Source organism: Glutamicibacter sp., assembly GCF_050701915.1.
GTDB lineage: Bacteria > Actinomycetota > Actinomycetes > Actinomycetales > Micrococcaceae > Glutamicibacter.
In genome coordinates this window covers 1-24,555 of sequence record NZ_JBOGEG010000046.1, presented here as the reverse complement: position 1 = coordinate 24,555, position 24,555 = coordinate 1, and the positions used below count along the sequence as shown (strand labels likewise).

At 62.4% G+C, this 24,555-nt stretch carries 25 protein-coding genes and 4 tRNA genes; 9 read left to right on the top strand and 20 right to left on the bottom strand.

The features are described from left to right. Positions 1-164: 164 nt before the first annotated feature. From ACRDT3_RS17560 to ACRDT3_RS17520, 9 genes are all read right to left on the bottom strand, one after another. A complete protein-coding gene (locus ACRDT3_RS17560; RefSeq protein WP_431494219.1) occupies positions 165-689 on the bottom strand; it encodes a hypothetical protein in 525 nt (174 codons plus the stop codon). A gap of 81 nt (positions 690-770) precedes the next feature. Then, entirely contained in the window at positions 771-1,295 is a 525-nt protein-coding gene (gene idi, locus ACRDT3_RS17555; RefSeq protein ID WP_431494218.1) for an isopentenyl-diphosphate Delta-isomerase, read from the bottom strand. A gap of 26 nt (positions 1,296-1,321) precedes the next feature. Beyond that, positions 1,322-2,185, bottom strand: a complete 864-nt coding sequence (locus ACRDT3_RS17550; protein ID WP_431494217.1) for a prenyltransferase — start codon at positions 2,183-2,185, stop codon at positions 1,322-1,324. Then, on the bottom strand, positions 2,182-2,538 hold the full coding sequence (locus ACRDT3_RS17545; RefSeq protein ID WP_431494216.1) for a lycopene cyclase domain-containing protein: 357 nt from the start codon (positions 2,536-2,538) through the stop codon (positions 2,182-2,184). Before ACRDT3_RS17545 ends, ACRDT3_RS17550 begins: the two co-directional genes overlap by 4 nt. Further along, positions 2,528-2,890 (bottom strand): lycopene cyclase domain-containing protein, encoded by a 363-nt coding sequence (locus ACRDT3_RS17540; protein WP_431494215.1) that lies wholly within the window; start codon positions 2,888-2,890, stop codon positions 2,528-2,530. Before ACRDT3_RS17540 ends, ACRDT3_RS17545 begins: the two co-directional genes overlap by 11 nt. Next, the gene (gene crtI, locus ACRDT3_RS17535) at positions 2,887-4,479 is read right to left on the bottom strand and encodes a phytoene desaturase family protein (protein ID WP_431494214.1); all 1,593 of its coding nucleotides are present in this window, start codon (positions 4,477-4,479) and stop codon (positions 2,887-2,889) included. Before crtI ends, ACRDT3_RS17540 begins: the two co-directional genes overlap by 4 nt. Then, positions 4,476-5,420 (bottom strand): phytoene/squalene synthase family protein, encoded by a 945-nt coding sequence (locus tag ACRDT3_RS17530; RefSeq protein ID WP_431494213.1) that lies wholly within the window; start codon positions 5,418-5,420, stop codon positions 4,476-4,478. Before ACRDT3_RS17530 ends, crtI begins: the two co-directional genes overlap by 4 nt. A 5-nt stretch (positions 5,421-5,425) precedes the next feature. Then, positions 5,426-6,529 carry a polyprenyl synthetase family protein gene (locus ACRDT3_RS17525; RefSeq protein WP_431494212.1) on the bottom strand — a complete coding sequence of 368 codons (1,104 nt, stop codon included), beginning with the start codon at positions 6,527-6,529 and terminating at the stop codon, positions 5,426-5,428. Positions 6,530-6,541: 12 nt separating this feature from the next. Continuing rightward, on the bottom strand, positions 6,542-7,030 hold the full coding sequence (locus tag ACRDT3_RS17520) for a MarR family transcriptional regulator (RefSeq protein ID WP_431494211.1): 489 nt from the start codon (positions 7,028-7,030) through the stop codon (positions 6,542-6,544). A 114-nt stretch (positions 7,031-7,144) separates the two neighbouring features. Here ACRDT3_RS17520 and ACRDT3_RS17515 point away from each other — a divergent pair, with 114 nt between their 5' ends. Then, the gene (locus ACRDT3_RS17515) at positions 7,145-7,975 is read left to right on the top strand and encodes a tryptophan-rich sensory protein (RefSeq protein WP_431494210.1); all 831 of its coding nucleotides are present in this window, start codon (positions 7,145-7,147) and stop codon (positions 7,973-7,975) included. Then, positions 7,972-9,435, top strand: a complete 1,464-nt coding sequence (locus tag ACRDT3_RS17510; RefSeq protein ID WP_431494209.1) for an SDR family oxidoreductase — start codon at positions 7,972-7,974, stop codon at positions 9,433-9,435. The genes ACRDT3_RS17515 and ACRDT3_RS17510 overlap by 4 nt, the downstream gene beginning before the upstream one ends. Before the next feature lie 21 nt (positions 9,436-9,456). On the opposite strand, the gene ACRDT3_RS17505 is transcribed toward ACRDT3_RS17510, so the two are convergent. From ACRDT3_RS17505 to ACRDT3_RS17480, 6 genes are all read right to left on the bottom strand, one after another. After that, complete coding sequence (locus tag ACRDT3_RS17505; protein WP_431494208.1) at positions 9,457-10,017, bottom strand: MarR family winged helix-turn-helix transcriptional regulator; 561 nt, start codon at positions 10,015-10,017, stop codon at positions 9,457-9,459. Between the two features lie 117 nt (positions 10,018-10,134). Continuing rightward, positions 10,135-10,219 (bottom strand) — tRNA-Leu (locus tag ACRDT3_RS17500). A gap of 92 nt (positions 10,220-10,311) precedes the next feature. Further along, the gene (gene bcp / locus ACRDT3_RS17495) at positions 10,312-10,803 is read right to left on the bottom strand and encodes a thioredoxin-dependent thiol peroxidase (protein ID WP_431494207.1); all 492 of its coding nucleotides are present in this window, start codon (positions 10,801-10,803) and stop codon (positions 10,312-10,314) included. A 66-nt stretch (positions 10,804-10,869) separates the two neighbouring features. Next, positions 10,870-10,942, bottom strand: a tRNA-Lys gene (locus ACRDT3_RS17490). 519 nt (positions 10,943-11,461) lie between these two features. Beyond that, positions 11,462-11,534: transfer RNA gene (locus ACRDT3_RS17485), tRNA-Lys, on the bottom strand. A 49-nt stretch (positions 11,535-11,583) separates the two neighbouring features. Beyond that, a tRNA-Lys gene (locus ACRDT3_RS17480) sits at positions 11,584-11,656 on the bottom strand. Positions 11,657-11,829: 173 nt separating this feature from the next. Here ACRDT3_RS17480 and ACRDT3_RS17475 point away from each other — a divergent pair. From ACRDT3_RS17475 to ACRDT3_RS17465, 3 genes are all read left to right on the top strand, one after another. Further along, a complete protein-coding gene (locus ACRDT3_RS17475; RefSeq protein WP_431494206.1) occupies positions 11,830-12,762 on the top strand; it encodes a 2-hydroxyacid dehydrogenase in 933 nt (310 codons plus the stop codon). Between the two features lie 150 nt (positions 12,763-12,912). Then, a complete protein-coding gene (locus ACRDT3_RS17470) occupies positions 12,913-14,751 on the top strand; it encodes an ABC transporter substrate-binding protein (protein ID WP_431494205.1) in 1,839 nt (612 codons plus the stop codon). A 78-nt stretch (positions 14,752-14,829) separates the two neighbouring features. Next, positions 14,830-16,317, top strand: a complete 1,488-nt coding sequence (locus ACRDT3_RS17465; protein WP_431494204.1) for a malate:quinone oxidoreductase — start codon at positions 14,830-14,832, stop codon at positions 16,315-16,317. A gap of 70 nt (positions 16,318-16,387) precedes the next feature. Here ACRDT3_RS17465 and ACRDT3_RS17460 read toward each other — a convergent pair whose 3' ends face one another. Further along, positions 16,388-16,666, bottom strand: coding sequence for a hypothetical protein (locus tag ACRDT3_RS17460; protein ID WP_431494203.1), 279 nt, complete (start codon positions 16,664-16,666; stop codon positions 16,388-16,390). Positions 16,667-16,816: 150 nt separating this feature from the next. Further along, the gene (locus tag ACRDT3_RS17455) at positions 16,817-17,323 is read right to left on the bottom strand and encodes an OsmC family protein (protein ID WP_431494202.1); all 507 of its coding nucleotides are present in this window, start codon (positions 17,321-17,323) and stop codon (positions 16,817-16,819) included. Positions 17,324-17,720: 397 nt separating this feature from the next. Here ACRDT3_RS17455 and ACRDT3_RS17450 point away from each other — a divergent pair, with 397 nt between their 5' ends. Then, positions 17,721-21,056, top strand: coding sequence for an efflux RND transporter permease subunit (locus ACRDT3_RS17450; protein ID WP_431494201.1), 3,336 nt, complete (start codon positions 17,721-17,723; stop codon positions 21,054-21,056). Positions 21,057-21,143: 87 nt separating this feature from the next. Here ACRDT3_RS17450 and ACRDT3_RS17445 read toward each other — a convergent pair whose 3' ends face one another. From ACRDT3_RS17445 to ACRDT3_RS17435, 3 genes are all read right to left on the bottom strand, one after another. Continuing rightward, on the bottom strand, positions 21,144-21,782 hold the full coding sequence (locus tag ACRDT3_RS17445) for a CueP family metal-binding protein (protein WP_431494200.1): 639 nt from the start codon (positions 21,780-21,782) through the stop codon (positions 21,144-21,146). Positions 21,783-21,816: 34 nt separating this feature from the next. After that, positions 21,817-22,422, bottom strand: coding sequence for a DUF305 domain-containing protein (locus ACRDT3_RS17440; RefSeq protein WP_431494199.1), 606 nt, complete (start codon positions 22,420-22,422; stop codon positions 21,817-21,819). A 93-nt stretch (positions 22,423-22,515) separates the two neighbouring features. Then, positions 22,516-22,956, bottom strand: a complete 441-nt coding sequence (locus tag ACRDT3_RS17435; RefSeq protein ID WP_431494198.1) for a DUF6153 family protein — start codon at positions 22,954-22,956, stop codon at positions 22,516-22,518. A gap of 221 nt (positions 22,957-23,177) precedes the next feature. On the opposite strand from ACRDT3_RS17435, the gene ACRDT3_RS17430 reads away from it, so the two are divergent. The 3 genes from ACRDT3_RS17430 to ACRDT3_RS17420 are packed head-to-tail and all read left to right on the top strand — an operon-like array spanning position 23,178 to position 24,517. After that, complete coding sequence (locus ACRDT3_RS17430; protein ID WP_431494197.1) at positions 23,178-23,630, top strand: MarR family winged helix-turn-helix transcriptional regulator; 453 nt, start codon at positions 23,178-23,180, stop codon at positions 23,628-23,630. Between the two features lie 34 nt (positions 23,631-23,664). Next, entirely contained in the window at positions 23,665-24,087 is a 423-nt protein-coding gene (locus ACRDT3_RS17425; protein ID WP_431494196.1) for an organic hydroperoxide resistance protein, read from the top strand. Further along, positions 24,080-24,517 carry a DoxX family protein gene (locus ACRDT3_RS17420; protein ID WP_431494195.1) on the top strand — a complete coding sequence of 146 codons (438 nt, stop codon included), beginning with the start codon at positions 24,080-24,082 and terminating at the stop codon, positions 24,515-24,517. The genes ACRDT3_RS17425 and ACRDT3_RS17420 overlap by 8 nt, the downstream gene beginning before the upstream one ends. Positions 24,518-24,555 lie beyond the last annotated feature (38 nt).

Genomic DNA, 24,555 nt, shown 5'->3' with positions numbered 1-24,555 from the left:
TCAGGTTTTTGTTCACACCATAATTCTTAACACTCTCCGTCAAACGTTAAAAGGCCTCCTGACCAGATTTTTTGATCTGCTTCAGGAGGTCTTTTGTGTTGGAGTAGTTTAGGACTTACTCATCTAGCTCCATTGCGAGCTACGCGGTGAGATGGCCTTTTCGCTCAAAGCGACCCAGGATGATTCCCCCGGTAGTCGGAGGCGAGCAGCTGCCCTTCCACCGTGAGAATCTCGACCCGGTCCAATTCGATTGATTCGTAGCCGACGGAGGTAATGACCCGTTCGGCATAGCCGCCAGCACTGCCATCTGCTATCCAATCACTGCCGTCCACGACAATGGCGAGCACGCCCTGGACCGGAGAGAGCCAACCCACGGTGGCGTACTGGATGGAATCTTCAGCGAATGAATGGAAGCCGGCGGCGCCCTGGCCATTGAGGTACTGGAAGATTTTCTGATCCGCCCATTGTTGCCGCCCTTCGACTTCTTGAAGGTTGTCCGCATACTTCGGCAACGCCGCGATCTGTGCACCAACGCCCGGAATTTGCGGGGATGCTTCGAACTGAAGCGGGGCACAGCTTGCCAGGCATGAAGCCAGGATCAGGCCACCGGCCACCACGCTGGCCCTGCGTAAGGCATCCCTGGCCGAGCAGTGCCGTTGGATACCGGCAGAAATTACTTGTTGCACCATGCATTTGAGCTTAGCCAATTACCGGGGCATGTCCACAGGCAACAGCCAGCCTGGGCTTCCACGCCAGCGGCGGGCCCGGGTTCAGCCTTGCTTGGCCTGATACAGGGAGATCCCTGCAGCCTGCATCACCAGCCACGGGCTGAAGGCCCACGGGGTCACCCGCAGTGCTTCGCCGAGTTTCGCCGGATCCACCCAGCAGTAGTCCATGACTTCATCCGGGTTTGCAGAGATCTCGCTGTCGATAATGGCGGTGAAGACCGGGCAGATTTCGTTTTCCACAATGCCCGAGGCATCCACGGCGCGATACCGGAAGTCCGGCAGCGCCGATTCGATTCGGCTGACCTTGAAGCCGAGCTCGTGGGCCGCGTGGCGTGTGATGGCTTCTTCGAAGCTTTCACCGGGCTGGGGATGCCCGCAGAAGGAGTTTGTCCAAACCCCTGGCCAGGTCACCTTGGACAGGGCGCGACGCGTCACCAGCACCTGGCCGGCCTGATTTCGCACGTGGCAGGAGAATGCCTGGTGCAGCACGGTATCCGTGGTGTGAACCAATTCTTTCGGGCGCGTGCCAATTGGCTGGCCTTCCTCCGAAAGCAAAATGACGTCCATTGAATTCCTTGAATCCCCATCTGGGTCTAGTAGGTGAAAAGTGCCGAAAAGATCAGGAGCATGGTCAGCAGGAAGCCGCACAGGTAGTTGATCCACAAGAATCTCTTCCATCCTCGATTAACCGTACCCGAGCTTGCATCGCTGATTCCAAGATGGGGTAGGACGTTGAGCACATAGGCAAGGGCCAGCACCGACGCCCAACGGCCAATGCCCGAAAGGCCCACCGCCAGGAGCGCTCCGGCCAGCAGGTACGCAGCCAAGACCAGGTAGATGGTCGTGCGGGCCGACAAGAAGGTGGCGATCGAGGAAAGACCGCCTTGGCGATCGGGAACAATATCCTGGATTGCGCCCAGGGCATGGCTGGCCATCCCCCAGATCAGGAACGCGCCGAAGACCAGCCACTGCTCGGGCTGCACGCTGGCACCAGCCAGCACCCACCCGTAGACCGCCGGCGAGACAAAGTGCACCGCGCTGGTCAGCGAGTCCAGCCCGGGCCTTTCCTTGAAACGCAGCCGCGGTGCGGAGTAGGCCAGCACGGCAAGGATGGACACGGCCAAAACGAGGTTGGCTGCGCCATCCCCGGCTGCCGCGAGCACCGCGAGGAACGGAGCGGCGCACAGTACGCAGGCGATGAGCAGCGCCTTATGGCTCTGCCTGGACAGCAGCGCGCCCTCGATTCCGCCCTTGCGCGGATTGCGCAGGTCCGATTCGTAGTCGAAGACATCGTTGACGCCGTACATCAGCAGATTGTAAGGAAAGAGGAAGAACACCGTGCCGAGGACCAAGCGCCAATCGATCCCGCCGCCGGCCAGCAGATAGGCGGCGGCAAAGGGGTAGGCGGTATTCACCCAGGAGATGGGGCGTGAGCTCGCCACGATTCCGCGGATCATGAAGCGTCCTTTCTGCTGGTGCGTCCAGTACCGGAGCCAGCGGTTCCTGCCGCGCTGCGGGCCCCGAGCAGCCACCACAGCCCGGGGAGCAGGAAGACCGCGCAGGCGGCGTAGAAGAAGTCTTCAATCGGGGCCAGTCCGATGTGCACCCCGGACAGCGCGCCGCTGCCGTAGCCGAAAAGCCCGGCGTAGATCATCAGGTTGTCGAAGATCGCGGTGAGCACAAGCATCAGGGCCATGGCGGCGCCCAGCGGCTTGGCGACCGAGCGCAGGCGCTGCTTGCTGGCGGCCATCCCGGCGGCGAAGACGGCCATGGCCGCCACCAGGAAGCAGAGGCTCAAGTCAAGAAACATGATTCTCCCCCTGCTTGCGCTCGGCCGCATTCCGGCCCCGGCTTTGCAGCATGCCGGCCAGCACCGGCAGCCCGGTGAAGGCGATCATGGCGCAGTAGCACAGGAAGACCAGGAAGAAGACTTCTTCCAAGGGAAACTGCTCGCTCACCATGATTCCGGTCATGAGTTCCGACTCCTTGTGCAGGAAGATGCCCTGCCGGATCGCCAGCACATCCCAGAGCACGAAAAATCCGGTGCCCAGCCCCAGTGCCAGGAATCCGCGCACCGGATGGCGGAAGAGGAAGAGCTTTCCCTTCGCATCCAGCAATCCCATGCAGGCCAGCAAAACCAGCAAGATGCCCAGGTAGATCATGCTCCCGCCTCCTGCCGCGAGGTGGCGGCGCGGCTTTCGGCCATGGGACCTGCGGCCTTGATCCCGAGCACCGCTTTGGCGGCCAGTTCCCCGCTGATCAGGCACATCGGCACGCCGATTCCAGGGCGCACGGTGCTTCCGGCATAGTGCAGCCCGCCCACCTTGGCGCTGCGGTTGCCCGGGCGCAGCATGGCGCTTTGCCCCAGGGTATGGGCCAGGCCCAGCGCACCGCCCCTGAAGGCGCCGTACTGCTGGGCGAAGTCCCCCGGGCCGATGCTCTGGCGCACCGCAATCCGCTCGCGAAGATCCTCGATGCCGGCCCATTTGGCCAGCTGGTCGATGGCCGCCTCGGCCACCGCTTCCACCGCGGCTTCTCCTAGCCCGTCCGCTGCGCCAATCCCCCATTCGGGCACCGCCGGAGCCGGAACCAGGATGAACAGGTTCTCGCAGTCCGCCGGTGCCACCGACGGGTCGGTGGCACTGGGCTTGCAGACATAGATGCTGGTTTCCGCCTGCAGCTTCCGGCCCTGGCGAATCCGCGAAAAATTCTCTTTCCAGTCGGTGGTGAACAGCAAGTTGTGGTGCTCCAGCTGCGGCAGCTTGCCCCTGATCCCCAGGCAGAGCAGCACCGCGCTGGGCCCAGGATCCCGGCGCTGGAAGCTCTTGGCGGTATGGGTCTGCAGCGGTTCGGGCAGCAGCTCGCCGTCCAGGTGGCGGACATCGGCGGCTCCGATCACCGCGGTAGCCCGGGTGCGCTGCTGCCTGCCGTGCGCGTCAACCCAGCGCACTGCGCTGACCCGGGGATTTTTTCCTGCGCCGGTTTCGATGGCCGTTGCGGTGGCTGAGAGATGGATGGCCGCGCCGTGATTTCGGGCCAGTTCAGCCATGGCATCGGCGACGGCAGCGAAGCCTCCCATCGGGTATTTCACCCCGTCGGTGAGGTCCAGGTGGCTCATCAGCTGGTAGAGCGCAGGGGTGCGGCTCGGGCTGGATCCCAGGAACACCGCCGGGTATCCGAGCAGCTGGCGGATTTCATCGCTGGAAAAGCGCCGTGCCACATGGCCTTGGAGGCTGGAGGCCAGCAGCTTGGCCAGTTGCGGGGCGCGGCGCAGGATCCCGGGGTTCAGCAGGGATTTGAGCGAACTGAAATCGTCATAGAGGAAATGCTCCAACGCCAATTCATAACCCTCCTTCGCGGTGCGCAAATACCGCCCCAAGGCTGGCGCGCTTCCCGGTTCCAGGGCTTCGAAAAGGGCGCTGGCAGCGGCGCCGGTTCCGACGTCCACGGGATCTTCGCGGTCCTGGAAGAAGGTGCGGTAGCCGGTGGCCAGTTCGCGCAACTGAAGCTGTTCGCTGGCGCTGGTGCCCATGAGCCTGAACCAGTGCTCGAAGACCTCGGGCATCAGGTACCAGGAGGGGCCGGTATCGAAACGGAACCCTTCGCGCTCGAGGCGCCCGGAGCGTCCGCCTGGATGCGGCTGCTGCTCGATCAAGGTGACCTTGCAGCCCCGGGCGGCGAGCAGGCCGGCGCTGGCCAGGCCGGAGAATCCGCCCCCGATGACTACGACTTCTCGGTCTTCGTGGTTCATCTGCTTGCTACTTCCATTCTTGGCTTGCGGTGCGTGGTGCCCCGGGTGCCCAGCAGCACGCGGGCGGCGATCATCGCCTTGCGCGGGGCGGAGACCGAGATGCGGGTGCGCAGCAGCTGGGAGGCCGGGGCCTTGTCCAGCTGGGAATTGAGTTCGCGGAACAGGTCGTGGGCCAGACGGACCGCTCGGGCAGCGGACGGGGCGAGGTAGGGCAGGCCGGCGCGGGCCCGGGCCAGGTCCTGCTCGATCTGCGCAACCAGCAGCGCCTTGCCGTGCTCATCGAATCCTGCCGGGTCCAGTCCGGGAAAGTAGCTCCGGCCCAGGTCTTGGCTGTCTTCTGCCAGGTCGCGCAGGAAGTTGACCTTCTGGAAGGCCGCACCCAGGCTGCGGGCGGCTTGCTTGGCGCGCTGCGCCTCGGCGCGGCTCAATTGCGGCGCGGCGGGCATCGCCTGGAAGACCTGCAGGCACATCAGCCCGATGACTTCGGCCGAGCCGTAGATGTAGTCCTGCAAGCTGCGCGCATCATGCTGCCCGGTGCCCAGGTCCGCGCGCATGGAGGCGAAGAACGGGGCGGTGAGCTCCGCTTGGATGCCGGTGGCCCGGGCGGAAATGGCGAAAGCGTGGACCACCATGTTGGTGCTGTACCCGCGATCCATTGCGCGCAGGGTTTCTGCTTCCAGCTCGTTCAGGCACGCGCCGATGGCCTGGTTGTCCAGGCCGGCCTGGCAGGCCACCCCGTCCACGATTTCATCGGCCAGGCGCACCAGCGCATAGATATTGGCGATGTGCCTGGCGCTGGCGGCATCCAGCAGCCTGCAGGCCAGCGAGAATGACGTGGAGTATTCGCCCAGCACCACTCTTGCGCTGCGCTGGGCGGCGCGCGAGTAGTGCTCCAAGGCGGCGTTGCCTGCGGTGCTGTTGGGGGAATTTTCGCATTTCATGGCGTTCAGCTGCTTCGATCCAGGATCAGGCCGGTGCATTCGCGCAGCAGCGTTCTAGCTTCTTCGGGCAGATCCAGGAAGGCCGCGGAGCCGGTGGCCCGCGAGCACAGCTGCTGGGCCAGCTGCCGGGCGAAGCGCTCGGCACCCTGCGTGGCCAGCTCTTGGCGGATCCGGCCGGCATCCACTTTTCCTTCGCGGAATCCGGTGAGCAGCGCGGCGAATTCGGGTTGCTCGCTGGCCAGGGCCAGCAAGATGGTGCTCTTGAATTCGCGCAAGTCCGATTCCACCGGCTTGCCGGTGCGTGCCGGGTCCCCGAAGGTGCCCAGCACATCATCGATGATCTGGTAGGCCACTCCGAGCTGGCAGCCCACCGCACCGAGGGCCTCGGCCTGCCCGGGGTGCGCCCCGGCCAGCAGCGCCCCTGCCTGCAGCGGCAGCTGGAAGGAGTAGGCTGCGGTTTTCATCTGCTCCATGCGCAGCACCTGGCTGGTGGTGGCGGGAGCCGAGCCCAGCGAGTAGAGCAGGTCCTCGAGTTCTCCGGCCCCTGCCTGCTCGATGGCTTGGAAGAAGGCCTGTTCCACGCCGGCTTCGCTGTCGCTTCCGGCCGCGGCCCTGGCAGCGAGCTTGATCGCCTCGCTGATCAGCAGGTCCCCGGCGATGATGCCCACGGAATTGCCCGCATGCTCGGCATCGGCCGGGTTCCGGCCACTGGCGATTGCGTGGTCGCGGTAGAGCGCTGAGATCGTCTTCTCCCCGCGGCGCACGAAGTCGCGGTCCACCACGTCGTCGTGGATCAGCAGGGCGGCGTGCAGCAGCTCGAAGGCGCAGCCCAGGTCGATGGCGCGGGGCTCATTGCGTCCGCCGAAGGCCCGGTAGCCGAGCATCACCAGGCCCGGGCGCATGAGCTTGCCGGTAGCCAGCCTCTCGGCGATCCGGGACCAGAGCAGCGCAGTCTGCTCGGAGTAGGCGGCGCTGCGGCGCTGGGCCTGCATGGCCAAAAGTTCCAGCCGATCGCTGATGGCGCGTCGGGTGGGTGCATCGATGAGCCCGTGCCCGGCTGGCGCGCCAGGCGCTGTGGCCGGCGGGGCCTGGTGTGTGGTGGTGTGCATTCTCATGGTTCCCTACTGAAAGGATTTGGTGGGGTTTGCTTGGTTCTCTTCGCCGGTCCCGGTTTCCCGCGTCTCCAGCTCTCGCCGGACTTCTTCGAGCAGGGCGCCCAGTTTCCTGCGATCCGGTTCGTCCAGCTGCGCGTAGAACTTGTGCAGATTGCGCAGCAGCACCTGTCCCGGTCCGGTGGACACCGGGAAGTTGCGTCCCGGGGCCACCAGGGTGCGCCGCCGGTCTGCGGCGTGGTGCCTTCTTTCCACCACCCCGCGGGCTTCGAGCCGGTCCAGGACCGAGGTGATTCCTGCCGATGAGACCCCCAGTTCGCGGGCCAGTTCCCCGGAGCTGGGCGTTTGCATGGAACGCAGCAGGTTCACCGCACGCAAATCTGTATCGTTCAGGTCAAGCCGGTGGCGCAAGCGCGCTTCGCACAGGGCGTAGGACCGCTGGAGCTTGAGCAGCACCCGAAATAGTTCCGAGGCAATCAGCGGACGTGAACAATCCATGATAATTTCTCTCGCCTAGTTGATATTTAGCTTGTCTAGATACATCATGGTTTAACTATCTCGTTTTGTCGACTCGAAGCGGGAAAAATTTTCCACCGACAGCAGGAGCACACGATGAGCAGTTCCACGGATTCCCCGAACCTCCCCTACCGAGCCCCCGCGGCCGCAACATCCTGGACGCTGCCGGTGATCACGGCGATTGCCCTGGTCCTGGCCATTGCGGTCTCGTTCATTGGAAGCGGCGCCCTGGGCGGAACTCCGGTCCAGCAGGCAGCTGGTGGCTATCTCAGCGCCGATTCAACACTGCTGGCCCCCGCCGGCCCAGCTTTCTCCATCTGGAGCGTGATCTACGCTGGGCTGGCCGTCTACGGAGTCTTCCAGCTCACCACGGCCGGACGCCGCTCATCCTGGGCCGCCAAGCTGCGCATTCCCGCGCTGCTTTCAGCATTGCTGAACGCCGCCTGGATTACCGTGGTCCAGCTGGGCTGGCTGGGGATCAGCGTCGCGGTGATCTTCATCCTCGTCGGGTGCCTGGCCTGGATGCTGTCCATCATGATGGGAGGTACCCCTGCCTCGCGCACCGAATACTGGATCATGTGGCTGACCTTAGGCATCTACCTGGGCTGGGTCTGCGTGGCCAGCATTGCCAACACCGCAGCATGGCTGCTCTCCCTGGGCTTTGGCCAGAACGCATCCTGGGCACCAGGATTGGCGGTGGCACTGCTGGTGGTGGCAGCGGTAATCGGGCTGGGCATCACCGCCTACTCGGGCAGGATCTTCACGGCCCTGGCCATCGCCTGGGGCCTGGCCTGGATCGGCGTGAGCCGGCTGGCCGGCAGCAACCAGTCCGAACTGGCCGGGTACGCCGGATTGGGCTGCGCAGCACTGCTCCTGCTTGGAGCCGTGGTTATCGCATGGCGCAAGCGCGGTGTCCCAGCGCCATGAGCTTGATAGCAGTTACCGGAGCGACCGGATATATCGGCGGACGGCTGGTGCCCCTGCTCTTGCGCAACGGGCACCAGGTCAGGGTTTTCACCCGTGATGCGCAGCGCTTGCGCGATATTCCTTGGCGGGGCCAAGTCGAGATCATCGAGGGAGACCTGCAGGACCGGCACGCCGTGGCCAAGCTCTGCAAGGACGCGGACCTGCTCTACTACCTGGTGCATTCGATGTCCGGGACCCGGGATTTCGCTACCCAGGAGAAAGCCTGCGCGCAGGTCATGGCGCAGGCCGCACGCGAACAGGGAGTTAGCCAGCTGGTCTACCTTTCCGGATTGCATCCCGCAGGCGAACTCAGCGAGCACCTGGCTTCGCGTGTGGCCGTGGGGCAGATCCTGTCAGCGGCCGCCAACACCCTGGTGCTCCAGGCGGGCCTGGTGATCGGCTCCGGCTCGGCCAGTTTCGAAATGGTCAGGCACCTGAGCGATGTGCTGCCCGTGATGCCGGCCCCGCGCTGGGTACTGAACCAGGTCCAGCCCATTGCCATCCGCGACACCCTGCACTACCTGGCGGCCTGTGCCGAGCTGGCGCAGCCCGCGCACGGAACCTATGACATCGGAGGCCCCGGCACCTACAGCTACGCGCAGCTGATGAAGATCTACGCTCAGGTGGCGGGCCTGCGAGAACCGAAGGTCTGGCCGTTGCCGCTGCTGACCCCGCGGCTGGCTTCGCACTGGGTGAATCTGGTGACGCCGTTGCCGCGCACCCTGGCTTCCGCGCTGGTGCAGTCGCTGCAGCATGATTGCGTAATGGGCTCGCGGGAGATCAATGAGCTGATCGCCCCTCCCGCCCAGGGCTTGTGCGACTATCCGCGGGCGGTGCAGCTGGCGCTGGAGAAGATGGATGCCGACGCGGTGCAGACCAGCTGGGCCACCGCCCAGCCGATATCGGCACCCGCCGAACCGCTGCCCTCCGATCCGGATTGGTCCGGGCGCAAGGCCTACACCGATATCCGCCGGATCAGCACCGCCGCAACCGAGGCGCAACTCTTCAGCGTGCTGCATCGAATTGGCGGGAAATCGACTTATTTCGCCTTCCCCGCCCTGTGGAAGCTGCGCGGACTGATGGACAAGCTGGCAGGAGGCGTGGGGTCGCGGCGCGGACGGCGCTCGCACAGCACGCTGGCGCTGGGAGATGTGGTGGACTGGTGGCGCGTGGAAGCCTTGGAGGAAAATAGCCTGCTGCGCTTGCGCGCGGAGATGCGGGCCCCGGGCCAGGCATGGCTGGATTACCGCATCGAAAAGCGTGCTGACGGTCGATCCGAACTGATCCAGCGCGCGGTGTTCTTCCCGCGGGGCTTGGCAGGACGTTGCTACTGGTGGGCGGTGTACCCGTTCCATGGGGCCATTTTCCCGGCCACCATCAAGAACATCGCGCGCGCTGCGGAAAAGCAGGAGGCTAGCTGAGCATCCGGCACGGCACCGGAACTACTGCGCTTCGCCGGTAACCGTCCCATCAAGGCTGTTTTCCAGGGCGTCGGAGGTGCCGGCAAGGAACCGGATCACTACGTCCCGCTCTTCGGGGCTCATCGCGTTGGCAACTTCGAATCTCTTGGCATGGTGCCGCCCCACTTGCTCGCGTGCCGCCAGGTGGGTTTCCTCGGTGACTTCGACGCATTGCGAACGACGGTCGGTGGGATGCTTGGTGCGCCGCACATGCCCGTGGGCTTCCAAGCGGTCAATCATCTTGGTTACCGACGCGCTGGAAATTCCCAGATACTGGCTCAGCGCGCCCGGGGTGACGGATTGGCCCGCATGCTTGGCAGAGATCATCTTGCGGATCGCCCGCATGTCGGTTTCGTTCAGCTTCATGAACTGCTGGGAGCTGCGCATGATGCGGCGCTCGATCTGGCGCATCCGGCCCATTTCAGCCATGATGCGGTCGATTTGCTCCAGGTCGGCAGGGGCGATGCCTGCCCGCTTGATCAGCTCCTGGCCAGGATCGGATTCAGAAAGCCCATACATGGTGGGCAGTTCCTTGGCTGCCATAGTGCTTCTCCTCATCAGATCGCGGCCGGTTGCCTATTTGGATCTTACGCTTGGTGAACCGCTTGCGGATGCATGCAAAAACCCTGCGGCCGATGGAATCAGACCGCAGGGTTCATTTGGTGCGAGTAGAGAGACTTGAACTCTCACGTCCGAAGACACTGGAACCTAAATCCAGCGCGTCTACCAATTCCGCCATACTCGCTAGCGCTACACCGGAAACACTGTTTCCTCGAAGGCGACCTCATTTAGTGTAGCGGAAGTTTTGCCTGATATGAAATCAGTCAAGGGAGGGGTTTACTTTGGATCAATGCCCAAGTCACGACGCAGCTTGGCTACGTGGCCGGTGGCGCGAACGTTGTACTGCGCCAGCGCAACCTTGCCCTCTTCATCGAGCACGATAGTGGAGCGAATCAGCCCCTCGTAGACCTTGCCATAGTTCTTCTTTTCCCCCCAGGCGCCGTAGGCTTCAGCTACCGCGTGATCCTCATCGGAGATCAGCGGGAAGTTCAATTCTTCCTTGGCGACAAACTTTTCGAGCTTGGCGGTCTTGTCCGGGGAAATGCCCAGAACTGCGTAACCCAGGGATTGCAGGGATTCGAGTGAATCGCGGAAGTCGCAGGCCTGCTTCGTGCAGCCGGGGGTGGATGCGGCTGGGTAGAAGTACACGATGGTCTTCTTGCCGCGGTAATCGGCCAGGGCAACGGAATTGCCAGCAGCGTCCTGCAAGGTGAAATCAGGGGCCTGGTCACCGATGGACAGACGGTTAGTCTTTTCGGAAGTACTCATGAGCTGATCCTCTTTTCTTTGCGGTATACAAAAAATCCGACCTGACGAATCAGATCGGATCTACTGTGCGCCCTCCGGGACTCGAACCCGGAACCTAATGATTAAGAGTCATTTGCTCTACCAATTGAGCTAAAAGCGCTTCCTCGCCCTGACTAGTTCTTTTTCAGAACTCGTCTTTGCGACGTAGACAATCATAGGCAGAAATGGCGCAAAAGCAAAAATCAGCCAGTACCCGACCCTGAAACATAAAAGTCCAAGTCAGATTCATAATATCACTATTTTTGCGGCTTGAAAGTAATCTAAAACACAAATAACTTTCCGGTCCAGCCGTCGCTTTTTACCTCTAGCAGCGCGGGTGCATGTTCAAGAGTCGCCACCCGCAACCCGCACTTCTCCTTGGCATCGACCTTCATAGTGCCCCGAACGCACCTAGCAATCAGGATTTTCGGGACCCCGCCACGCGGCGTGGCCAGCAGGTTCAACCGGCAGTTGGGCAATTCCCGGCGAGTGGCCTTGGACCTTTCCTGCAATCCCTTCCGGGCACCGGAGAGGGCCGGCTTCTTGGAGTGCATGGGCTGGGATGCTCTTGGGTCAGACGCACCTGGATCAACCAGGTGCAAACAAAAAAGGCCAGACCGAAGCCTGACCTTTTGTATTGTGCGCCCTCCGGGACTCGAACCCGGAACCTAATGATTAAGAGTCATTTGCTCTACCAATTGAGCTAAAAGCGCGTATTTATTTATGCAAACAAGGTGTCTGGTGAACCGAACAAATTGTTCGTGCGCCCCCCGGGACTTGAACCCGGAACCTAATGATTAAGAGTCATTTGCTCTGCCAATTGAGCTAGAGGCGCCCGCTGCGATGTTCTAGAAGCTTTTTGGGCTTCGCGCTTTCGCAACGAGATAAAACTTTACCAGCAATTTCCCTCAGCGCAAATTCGGCGGCCAGTATTCTGCGGTGACCTTCATTACAGGACATGACTAGGGGTTACTACCAAAGCCCGGATGGGGTTTGTACAGTGTTTCCATGAGCACCCAACGAACGATTTCATTCCCGACACAAGATCTGATTGATGCCGTCGGTCCGATTCCAGAAAATCTCAAAGCTGTGCTCTGGGACTTGGAAAACTCCCCCGAGACCCCGCTGGAAGAAATAGACATTGCCGTCCTTCCTTATATGTCCAATCCCCAGACGCTGAAGAACATCCGCAAGGCACCGAACGTCCAGGTAGTCCAGACGCAGACCACCGGCTTCGACGGAATGGTTGACCTGATTGGCGATCGTGCGAATATCAATACCGCGGCCGGCGTCCACGCGGCAGCTACCGCCGAGATGGCAATCGGCCTGGCCATCGCGTCCTTGCGCGGCTTCCCGCAGGCGGTCCGGGACCAGCAACAAGGCCGATGGAATCCCCAGCAGTGGCCCGGCTTGGCTGATCGGACGGTGGCATTGGTAGGCGTTGGCGGCATCGGCGAACAGATCCGCAAGCGCCTGGAGCCCTTCGAAGTCAATCTTTTGCGCTTCGGTTCTACGGCCCGCACCGACGAGCACGGCGAGGTCTTCGCAACTTCGGACCTCGCAGCACGAGCGGCGGAGATTGAAGTGCTGATCCTGATCGTGCCGCTCAATGATTCCACCCATCATCTGGTTGACGCAGAACTGCTGGCCAAGCTTCCTGACGGTGCAACCGTTGTCAACGTCGCTCGCGGCCCGGTTGTGGATACCGAGGCAATCGTGGCAGAAGTCGCTTCGGGGCGTTTGAACATGGCATCAGATGTATTCGATCCAGAACCGCTGCCGGCCGATCATCCATTGTGGCAGCACCCTAATGCCTTGGTCATTCCCCACAACGGCGGCAACACCAAGGCTTTCTTCCCACGCATGGTGAAGTTGCTCAATAAGCAGGTGCAGGCCTGGGCAGCCGGCAACGACGGCGAGAACCTCGTGCACCGCAGCTAACAATTTAGCGACAGTTGACGGCTCCGGGAGTTTTGGCTCCCGGAGCCGTGGCCGTGGTGCGCTATCTTTGATAAATACCTTTGCGCATATGTACTTGCTAGTTCCCTGCGCAAAGCAGTACCACCTGCCGAAGGAAGATGAGTCATCCCAGTGCCCGAATTGCCATTGAAACTCGTATCACGACGCGCATTGCTGACCGGTACATTGGCGACTACCGCACTGGCGCTCACCGCCTGCACCGGCAATTCGGGGCCCGCTGGTTCTGCTTCGCCCTCCGCCAGCGCGAAGCGCGTTCCTCGCACCCTGCGCTTGGCAGCAGCCGCTCCCCCGGTCAAGCTCGATCCGGCGATCGTGGCTGATAACGAATCCTTCCGAATCACCCGCCAGGTGTACGAGACGCTGGTCGATATTGATCCGGATACCGGTGGTGCCGTAGCCGGACTGGCCGAGGCCTGGACCGAAAGCCCTGATGGCTTGCGCTACACCTTTACCCTGCGCGAGGGCGTGCTCTTCCACGACGGCACCGAATTGACCGCAGACGCAGTCGTCGCAAACTTCAACCGCTGGGAAAACTTGTCGCCGCAACTGCGCGCTGCATCCAGCCAGGGCTTTGCGAATGTTTTCCACTTCGACAGCGATATCCCCAAGCTTCCAACCGCCAAGGAACTTGAAGAAGAGTTCAAGAGCGCTGCCGACGCAAGCGAAGAGGAACTGGCCACCCAGCAGCTGCGCACCAAGCAGCTCGAAGAGCTGACCAAGAAGTTTGACACCAAGCTCTTCGAGGGCAAGTCCACAGCCGGTTCCGCAAGCTATTTCGAATCCGTCAAGGCAACCGGCAAGTACCTGGTCACCCTGACCCTGCGCCGTCGGCTGCCAGGGCTGGTCGAGGCGCTGACCTTGCCGGGCATGGCCATTGCAGCGCCCAGCGCGTTGACCGGCGGCCCTGAGCAGAACCCCGCCCAGTCGCTTTCCACCCACCCGGTAGGTACCGGGCCATACACTTTCGTTTCCAATGAGAACAATGTGGTGCGTCTGGAGATCTTCAAGGACTATTGGAATCAACCACGCCTGTCCAACAACACCGCGCATCCTGAGGTCGCGCTGATCTCTGCTGTTCCTTCGCCATATAACCGCGAAGGAGCACTGCTGGCCGATGAAATCGACGGCTTCGACATGGTCTCGGTGGATATCATGCGCACCTTGGTACGCAATGCCAAGGTGGTTGTCCAGCGCGATCCCTTCTCCGTGCTCTACCTCGGAATGAATCAGCGCAATAAGTGGCTGGCCAAGCCCGAATTCCGCATGGCCATTGCCCATGCGGTCAACCGCAGCTCGCTGGCTGAGAACCTGTTCCTGCAGGGGTCCAAGCATGCTTCCACCCTGTTGCCTTCTGCCCTGAGCATTCCGGCTCCCGAAGAAACCCCTAACCATGACGCCACGAAGGCCAAAACCTTGCTGGCCGAATTGGGTTACGAGGGTGAACAGATTGAGTTCGCCTACCCGCTGCAGGTTTCGCGCAACTACCTGCCGCTGCCTGAGCGCACTTTCGCGCAGATCGCCGAGGATCTCGCCGCAGTGGGGATCCGGATCAAGCCGCGACCGATTGCATGGACCGATGGCTATGTGCAGACCGTGCAGTCCAAGGACTTCGAGGGACTGCACCTGCTGGGCTTCTCCGGCGGTTACCGTTCGGCCGATGACTTCCTTTCGGGGATTTTGGCGGCCAAGGAGAATGAGTTCGGCTACACCTCGACGTTACTTGACTCACAGATCATGCTGGCCCGTTCCATCCCTTCCGGAGAGGATAGGACCGCCGCCTATGCCGATATCCTCAAGACCCTGAACGCGGATCTACCCGTGCTCCCATTGGTCTTTCCGATCTCTGCGCTGGCGTTTAACGGAAACGTCACCTTCTACCCGCCATCGCCGATGCTCAATGAGTGCTACGCGGATGTGCAGATGACAAATTCACCGTCTATCTCAAGTTAGCGACCGTTAACCCAGTTAACGATTTCTGACCCCCGGGGATATAGGTCTACTCTGGGATAGAGCAAAGTATCACTGTCGATGGAGATCCTCGTGCCTTCTGAAACGTCAACCGAATCTTTTGACGTAGTACTAATCGGTGCCGGCATCATGAGTGCCACCCTTGGCACCATGATCAACCAGCTGGAACCAACCTGGTCCATAGGTCTTTTCGAGAACCTGGACAAGGCTGGGCAGGAATCTTCCTCCCCTTGGAACAACGCAGGTACCGGCCACTCGGCACTGTGCGAACTGAACTACACCGCTGCCAAGGCTGACGGATCGGTCGATCCGGCCAAGGCCATTGGCATCAACGAGCAGTTCCAGGTTTCCCGCCAGTTCTACTCGTGGGCCGTCGAGAACAACCGCGTAGCCGACAACAGCTTCATCAACGCCCTGCCGCATATGTCCTTCGTCATCGGCGAGGACCACTCCAAGTACCTGCAGACCCGCTACGAGGCACTGAAGCCCAATGCGCTGTTCGAGGAACTGGAAATCACCAACGACCTGGACACCATCAACCAGTGGACCCCGCTGGTGGCCAAGGGCCGCGAGGCCTCGCAGAAGGTCGCCGCATCCCGCGTTGTCTCCGGTACCGACGTTGACTTCGGCCGCCTGACCCGCGACCTGACCGACTCGCTGGGCGCCGCTGGCGCCTCGGTGAACTACGGCCACAAGGTCAAGGGCATCAAGCGTTCGGGCGCCGGTTGGGAACTGTCCGTCAAGGACAACGCTTCGGGCGCAGTCAAGAACGTCAAGGCAAAGTTCGTGTTCGTCGGTGCCGGCGGCGGCGCCCTGTCACTGCTGCAAAAGTCCGGCATCGATGAGATCAAGGGCTTCGGCGGCTTCCCGGTTTCCGGCCAGTTCCTGCGCTGCACCGACGAAACGGTCATCAACCAGCATCACGCAAAGGTCTACGGCCAGGCTTCGGTGGGCGCTCCCCCAATGTCGGTCCCGCACCTGGATACCCGCTTTGTCGACGGCAAGCGCTCGCTGATGTTCGGCCCATACGCTGGCTTCTCGATGAACTTCCTGAAGTCCACCGGCCAGCTGGATCTTCCATTGTCCCTGCGCCCGCACAACATCATCCCGATGCTGGCTGTGGGCAAGGACAACCTGGATCTGACCACTTACCTGATCAAGGAAGTTCTCAAGTCCCGCGCCAAGAAGGACGAGGCGCTGGCAGAGTACTTCCCGGATGCAGACGGTTCCAAGTGGGAGCTGATCACCGCTGGCCAGCGCGTGCAGGTCATCAAGAAGGATGCCAAGAAGGGCGGCGTGCTGCAGTTCGGCACCGAGGTCATCACCTCCTCGGACGGCTCGATCTCCGGCCTGCTCGGCGCTTCGCCAGGCGCTTCGACCGCTACCCCGATCATGGTCGGCCTGCTTTCGCGCTGCTTCCCCAAGCAGTTCGCAGGCTGGGAGTCGAAGCTGAAGGACATGATTCCTTCCTACGGCCAGAAGCTGAACGAGAACCCAGCTCTCTACGCTGAGGTCAAGGCAGCTACCGACAAGTCCCTGGGACTGTAGGCACCAAGCAAAACGAGAACCGCACACCAGCATTGGTGGGCGGTTCTCGCGTACCCGGGCACTCGGCGGGCTATTGCCCATCCAGCGGCCGGCCGTAGGGATAGTCCACCCAGGCCCCGGCACCAAGGTCGGGGCAATGGCGTTCGGCGCCGTGGCGCGTGCACGAGGCATCGGCAGGATACCGGTGCCCTTGCAGCAGCTTGTCAGCCTCGGCCCAGCCCAATCCGAAGATTTCCCGCCCATCGGCGAAACGCAAGGCGTAGCTGAAATAGCGGTACCGGATCCTGGTCAGCCGCCGGATTCCATGATGCGCGGTGGCTTGCACCGCAATCGGCATCTGCAGACTCATGTCTCCAGTATTCCATGCGGCCAACGGCCATCGCCTCCCCGCGGCAGCCTCTTGCGCCAAACGAACACGGTTGGCCTGGATTCGCCCATTGCGGGTTCCAGCCGAGTCTCCAGCGGGCCGATGGCGGCCACCGAAGCACTCCGGGCCCTGTCACTTCACCGACGAGGCGACCTCGATGGCCAGAGGGGATCGCAAGGTCTGAAGCACCACGCAATATTTTTCCGTGGCCTCGATCAACTGCTGCACTTCCTGCTCGCTGGCTTCGGTTTGCAGCTCGAAGGATAACTTGATCGAGCTGAATCCCACCGCGGCTTCGGGGTCCAGCCCCAAAGTGCCGCGCACATCCAGCACGCCGCTCGCGTGGACGCTGCCGGCAACCTCCAGCGATCGGTTGATCGCGACCGCAGCCATGGTGACTCCGGCACAGGCCACCAGCGCCTGCAAGAGCATATCCCCCGAACAGGCCAGCGTCCCGTCCCCTCCGGTGGAAGGGTGCAGGCCGGCGCTGACCAGAGCCTGGCCGGTTTGCACCGAGCAACAGAGCCCTTCTTCTCCCAGCGTCCCGGTGGCCTCCAAGACGATGCTTCCGGCTTGCGGCTGTTCGCGGTACAACTGCTTCAACGGCCGCTGCACGCTGCGTAAAGTATCCCGATCCATGGCCGTCCTACCCATCTGCGAAGCACCGCGGGACTTTCCCGTATATCGAGTATGCGCTCGAACCCGGCCGCGAGAGCCGAGCAATCGGCAGATTTGTCACTTGCTGGCTGGCACCGTAATTGGCCACGCCGAAATCGCTGTCAGGTGTTCTTTGGCTCTCGCAGGAACCTGCATGCTTGCAAGGCGCATGGGCAAGGGCATGGCGCGCGGAAGATCCGACGCCCCGAAAACCGGCTGCCGCATCGGACTCGGGCGCTTCAGCGTTCCAGGCAGCTTTGGGGTAGTCCATTCGGATGATTTTGCGTGCTTAACATCTCTCGGTGACTGTTGAGCAATGGCAACCAACTAAAGTTGAGATCAGCCCCTCCCACTGCGACACAGCTAGGACCACACCCGCATGCAGCGCTTGGCCATCTTGTCATTGAAAAACCGGGCGCTCATTGCGCTCATCACGGTTTTCGCCGCCGTTTTCGGCGTGATTTCCATGGGATCGCTCAAGCAGGAGCTGATCCCCGCCCTGGAATTCCCGCAGATCTCGGTCATGGCAACCCAAATGGGCTCCAGCCCCGAGGTGATCGACGAGCAGGTGGCCGAGCCGCTGGAAACCGCTTTGCAGGCAGTTGAAGGACTCGAATCCTCCACCGCTACCTCGCAGACCGGATTCACCCGCATCGGCTTGACCTTCGAGTACGGCACGGACATGGACCGTGCCCGAACCCAGGTGGAACGGGCCATTGCCAATTCCAAGGCCCAGCTTCCCGAGGATGTCGAGCCCACCGCCTTCGCCGGCTCCATCGCGGACTTCCCGGTCCTGGCCTTGGCTGTCTCCTCGGACCAGTCCCTGGAAGCGCTCAACGATGACGTGGAGCGCATCACCCTGCCCAAGCTGCAGAAGATCGATGGCGTCCGCGAGGCCTCGGTCTCCGGCGGCGCATCCCAGCATATTGCGGTGATCCCGAAAGACGACCAGATGCGGGCTGCCGGCCTGGCCGTCACGGATCTGAAGGACGGCATCGAGAACGCCGGCTCCCCCATGCCTATCGGCAACATGGACGTCGATGGCCTGGAACTGCCAGTCATTGCCGGCTCCACCCCGGATACCTTGGAGGCCATCGAGGACATCCCCCTGGTCACCGATAGCGGTCCGGTGCTGCTCAAGGACGTCGCCGATGTCTCGGTCAAGGCCGATGAAGCCACCAGCATTACCCGCACCAACGGCGAGGAGACCCTGTCCATCCAGGTCACCAAGACTCCCGATGGCGACACGGTAGCCATTTCGCACGCGGTCACCGCAATGCTCGCCGATCTGGAGTCCGAGCTGGGCCACAAGGCCACCATGACCACGATCTTCGACCAGGCGCCCTTCATCGAGGACTCGATCAAGCATCTGGCGCTGGAAGGCGCCCTGGGCCTGGGCTTCGCGGTGATCATCATCCTGGTGTTCCTGTTCTCGGTGCGCTCCACCCTGGTCACCGCGATCTCCATTCCGCTGTCCCTGATGGCCACCTTCATCGGGATGAATGCCTTCGGGTACACGCTGAACATGCTGACCCTGGGCGCATTGACCATTTCCATTGGCCGCGTGGTGGATGACTCGATTGTGGTTATCGAGAACATCAAGCGCCACCTGGCCCATGGCGAATCCAAGGCGCAATCGATTCTTTTGGCGGTCAAGGAAGTTGCCGGCGCCATTACCGCGGCGACCCTGACCACCGTGGCGGTGTTCTTGCCGATCGCACTGGTTGGCGGCATGGCCGGCGAACTGTTCAGCCCGTTCGCGCTGACCATGACCATCGCACTGCTGGCTTCCCTGCTGGTATCGCTGACCATCGTTCCGGTACTGGCGTACTGGTTCCTGCCCCACCGTCCAGGTAGCGGACAAACCCACACCGTGCACGTGGCCGAAGACAAGTCGTGGTTGCAGCGTGCCTACATTCCGGTACTGGAGGGGACCCAGAAGCACCCGGTCATCACCTTGCTGGCCTCGGTACTGGTTCTTGCCGGGACCGTGGCAATGACCCCGCTGCTGAACACCAACCTGCTTGGCTCAACCGGCGAGAACTCGATTTCCATCACCGCCCAGATGCCTTCGGGCACCTCCATGGAAACGACCGAAAAGCAAGCGGAGAAGATCGAGGCCAAGCTCGCTGAAATCGAGGGAATCGAAGATGTCCAGCTGACCGTGGGCACCGCCAGCGGCATGGCTGCCATGTTCTCATCCGGCTCGGACACCGCAAGCTTCACCGTAATCACCAATGCCGATGCCGACCAGGAAGCGCTGAAGAACACGGTTCGCGAGCAGGTGGAAGGCCTGGACCTGACCAATGACTTGGACCTGAGCTTCGGCTCGAACTCCTCTGCCATGATGTCCAGCGATGTCACCATCGAGATCAAGGCACCGGACGAGGGGATCTTGCGCGAGGCGACCTCGAAGATGCGAGAAGCATTGGAAGGTACCGCGCACGTCACCGAGATCTCGGATAACCTTTCTGCCGAACGCGAGCAGGTGTCCATCGATATCGATGCGCAGAAGGCTGCCGAGGCGGGACTGACCGAGACCCAGTTGGCTGGCATTGTCGCTTCGCAGGTCTCCCCCGTTCCTGCAGGCACCCTGCGCCTGGACTACACCGACATGACGGTGCAGATCGGCGAGGGGATGGATCTGGACAGCGTGGACAAGCTGCGCCAGCTGAAGATCCCTACCGCCGCAGGCATCAAGGACCTGCAGGATCTGGCAACCGTTGAGCGTGCCAAGGTTGTCCAGCAGGTCACCACCTCCAACGGCGAGCGTATCGCTACGGTCACCCTGGCCCCGGCGGAGAACATGCTCGGAGAGGTCTCCAAGGATGTCGCCAAGAGCCTGGACTCGGTGCAGCTGCCTGAGGGCGCCACGGCCGAAATCGGTGGCGCGGCTACCGAGCAGGCCGAATCCTTCAACCAGCTGTACCTGGCGCTGCTGGCGGCCATCGCGATTGTCTACGTGATCATGGTGGCCACCTTCAAGTCGCTGATCCAGCCGCTGATCCTGCTGGTCTCGATTCCTTTCGCGGCAACCGGCGCTATCGGCCTGCTGCTGATCTCGGGGATCCCGCTGGGCTTGCCCTCGCTGATCGGCATGCTGATGCTGGTGGGCATCGTGGTGACCAACGCGATCGTGCTGATCGACCTGATCAACCAGTACCGCCAGGACAGCGCCGAACGCCCGGCAATGTCCCTGGAAGATGCCATCATGCAAGGCGCCCGCCAGCGCCTGCGCCCGATCCTGATGACCGCACTGGCTACCATCTTCGCGCTGGTGCCAATGGGCCTTGGCCTGACCGGCCAGTCCGGATTCATCTCCCAGCCGCTGGCTGTGGTGGTGATCGGCGGCCTGGTGTCTTCCACCTTGCTCACCCTGATCCTGGTGCCGGTGCTCTACCGCTTGGTCGAGTCCCGCAAGGAGAAGAACGCCAATGCCCGCGCCGCGCGCAAGCATTCGGCGCAGCAGCATACCGCTGCCCAGGACCTGACCCGGGCAATGGATAGCGCCAGCGCCAAGATCACTCCGGGCGCTGCGCCAGAAGCCGAGGCCGGGGAAAAGCCGAAGGCCGCGGAGGCCGGGAAAAATGAGTCGCCTGCCGCACCGGCTGGCCAGGTCATCAACCCGTTGACCGGCCAAATCCCGGTCTCGCGCAAGGAACGCCGTGCGTTCGAAGAGATGATGAAGCAGGCACCGCCAAAGACGGACGACTAAGCTTTAGCACTGCTGGATTTCGGGCCTGCAACCACAGCTGTGGTTGCAGGCCCGAGTTCGTTTGCGCGCTGGCCGCGGCCAGTGGCCCTACACCAGCTGCAGCTCCGTTAGGCAGGTTGCGCTGGTCTGCCCAGCGGTGGACGCCGTGGTCCTGGCAGTCTTCCCCTGATACTTGAATTCAAGGTCGAGAGTGATTCCGCGCGGAACCCAGAGGCCGATGAATCCGTTGTCGAAGGTTTCCATCCCCTTGTCCACCAGCACCTCGCCGGTATCGGCGTTAATGGCCTTGACCTGCACTTGCGCACCTTGCAGCTGCCCAAGGCAGGTGGTCAGGCTATGGAAATGGCAGCTGTGGGTCTGGTCCACATAGGGCGCGGCCGAGAGATAGTATTGGCCTTCCGGCAGCGGCAGGTTCGCGGTGCGTCCCGACGCATCGGTGAGCACCAGCTTGGTTGGCTGCACCTGGGCGGTGAAGTTCTCCGGCCGCTGCTCCTGCGGCAAGCGATCGAGCCGGTCGATGGCCTGCTTGGCGTCGAGTCCTTCCAGTCCAAGCTCGGCGAGGAACTGCCCGGTGTGCTCGGCTGCAACCACCGTAGGCTCGGGCTGCGCGACGGGACCCGGAGCGGTGCTGCATCCGGCCAGCACGGCTAGCGCGAGCAACGAACCGGCGCCCGTGGCCGCGATGCGGGCACGGTAGCTCTTGCCGCCGGCAAATTTTCCGGACATGGCCACTCCCAATCTTCCTGTCTCCAATTCCGGGCTACAGCGTCTCAAGCAGCTGCTTCATCTCATTGATTTCCCTGGTCTGGGAATCAATGATCTGCTGGGCCAGATCGATGGCCGCTGGGTAGCTTCCTTCCTTGATCTCGGTCTCGGACATCGCCACGGCTCCTTCGTGATGCATGATCATCTGCTCGAGAAAGAGCCGGGCAGCTTCGGACCCCGTCGCGCCTTGAAGTGCCTTGACTTCATCCTCCGGCACCATCCCGTCGCCGTGGCCCATGGCCTCGTGATCCATCCCCTCGGGCATGTTCCACTCGGAAAGCCACCGGTCCATGCGTTCGATCTCCGGGCCTTGCGCCGCCTTGATCCGTTCGGCGAGGGCTATCACATCGGCGGGAATCCCGGATTTGCCCAGCAGGATGCCGGACATCTCGACCGCCTGTTCGTGGTGCACCTTCATGCCCGAGGCGAACGCCATATCGGCGTCGTTGGCCGACGCGGACTGGTCCATGGAATGCCCGGAATGCGAACCGGATGCCGAGGCGCTCGGCACCTCAGTGCTTGATGGTTCCCCTGCGCATCCGGCGAGGGCGAGCGTTGCACCCAGTACGAGGGCACTGGAAATGAGGGTCTGCTTGTTCATGGTGTTTCTCCTGGTGGATATGGAACGTGAGAGGCGCCTGCTTGCGGCGGCGCCGGAACGAGCTGGCGGCAGGTCGATGGACCGGCCAGGCTCTCACGTTCGGCAGATCCCCAGGGCAACCAGATCAGGCTTGTTCTCCGGTGCGACCCCGCGAAGCGTCGATGCCGCGCACCAGGCCCGCCAGAACTTCGTCGGGGCCACGGCTACGGTATGCGGTGGCCGCAAGAACAGCAGCATGGCCAGCAGCGCCAATACGCAACCCGCGGCGGCCATCTCATGGCCCATCGGGCAGTCGGTGCAGCCCTGCTCGGAGTTGCTGCCTGCATCGGCTAGCGCGGCATGGTGCAGGGGCATGGCTTCTGTCGGATGCGCCTGCGAGACCGGGGCCGGGGATTGAGCCGAGGCCCCATGATTCATCACGTGCATCGAGAACAAGCCGAAAAGCACCGCGCTGATCAGCAACAGCGAGCGGACTACCGCCAGGCGGGGGCAGCTGCGCCCGCTGGCATCCGCCAGGTGATTGCCGATCATCATGAATCCCAGCTTAGCGACGCCAGCTCAAGGGCGCGAAACATGACTGGATCAGCCGATGGTGCTGAATCCTTGCCGATGCCTCGATCTACCTAGGTTCCCCCCGAGTCCACTGCCGATTCGGCGCCTAGGCCAAGTCCCCCTACGGCGACCCGCGCAGCGCCATGCCCGAAGGATCAATTATTTAAGTTGCGCACAATTGAATTGTGTGCAATCATTATTCCATGGCAATAGTTGACGACATGGTGTGCTTCTCCCTCTACTCGGCGAGCAGGGCAACCACCCGCGCATACACCGAGCTGCTCGCCCCCTGGCAGCTGACCTACACCCAGTACCTGGTGCTCGTTGCGCTGTGGTCCGAAGGCGATAAGCCGGTGCGCGAAATCGGCGGGATGCTCCAGCTGGACTCCGGAACCCTGTCCCCGCTGCTGCGCCGGCTGGAACAGAAGGAATTCATCGAACGCCGCCGCGATGACCAGGACAGCCGCGTCGTCAACGTCCGCTTGACTCCCGCTGGCGCATCCCTGCGCAAAGATCTGGCGCACATCCCGGCGCAGATTGCTTGCGGCACCGGGCTGCCGGATATGGAAAGCGCAAAAGCGCTGCTGGCATCCCTGCACCGCATCACCACCTCCATGCAGGAAATCCCTGCTCCGGATCAACCTTCCGGAAAATAGCTACAAGCTTTCACCATCAACGAAAGGCAGCTCCATGGAAACCCTCTACACCGCAGAATCCCTGTCCACCGGCCAAGGCCGCGAAGGCCGCGTCCAGACCCCCGACGGCAAGCTCGACCTGGCCCTGACCTCCCCGGCAGAACTGGGCGGCTCGGGAACCGGAACCAACCCGGAACAGCTGTTCGCCGCAGGCTACGCCGCCTGCTTCCACTCGGCATTGAACGTGGTGGCGCGCGGCCGCAAGGTCAAGATCGAGGACTCCAGCGTGGGTGGGCGAGTGCACCTGAACCGCGACGGCGAGAACGGATTCAAGCTGTCAGTTGAGCTGGAAGTCATCATTCCCGGCATGGAACCGGCGCTGGCCCAGGAACTGGCCGATGCGGCCCACCAGGTCTGCCCCTACTCCAACGCCACCCGCGGCAACATCGATGTCCTGGTGAGCGTCAGCGATGACTAGGTCGCCGGCGGCGAAACCGCTGGGAATCGCCCGGCACGGCGCTCGGATTGCGCTCGGGGCATTCCTTGGCTTCGCCGGGGTCAGCCACCTGACCTTTGCCCGCGAGGAATTCCGCGCCCAGGTCCCGGACTTCGTTCCGCTGGATCCGGACCTGACGGTCATCCTTTCAGGTGTCGCCGAAATCGGCCTGGGACTCTCGTTGCTGGCGCTGCTCAAGAAGCGGGTAGCCGTGGGCTGGATCGCCGCACTCTTCTTCGTCGCGGTGTTCCCCGGCAACCTCGCCCAGTGGCAGGAGGGACGCGATGCGTTCGGCCTGGATACCGACGGGAAACGGCTTGCCCGGCTCTTCTTCCAGCCGGCGCTGATAGCGCTCGCGCTGTGGAGCACCGCCGCATGGCGCGACCGGGCCCAGCTCCGGTCCAGGACCTAGCAACAGCAGCCAATTGCGCGAAGCGGGGTATCCGGCGT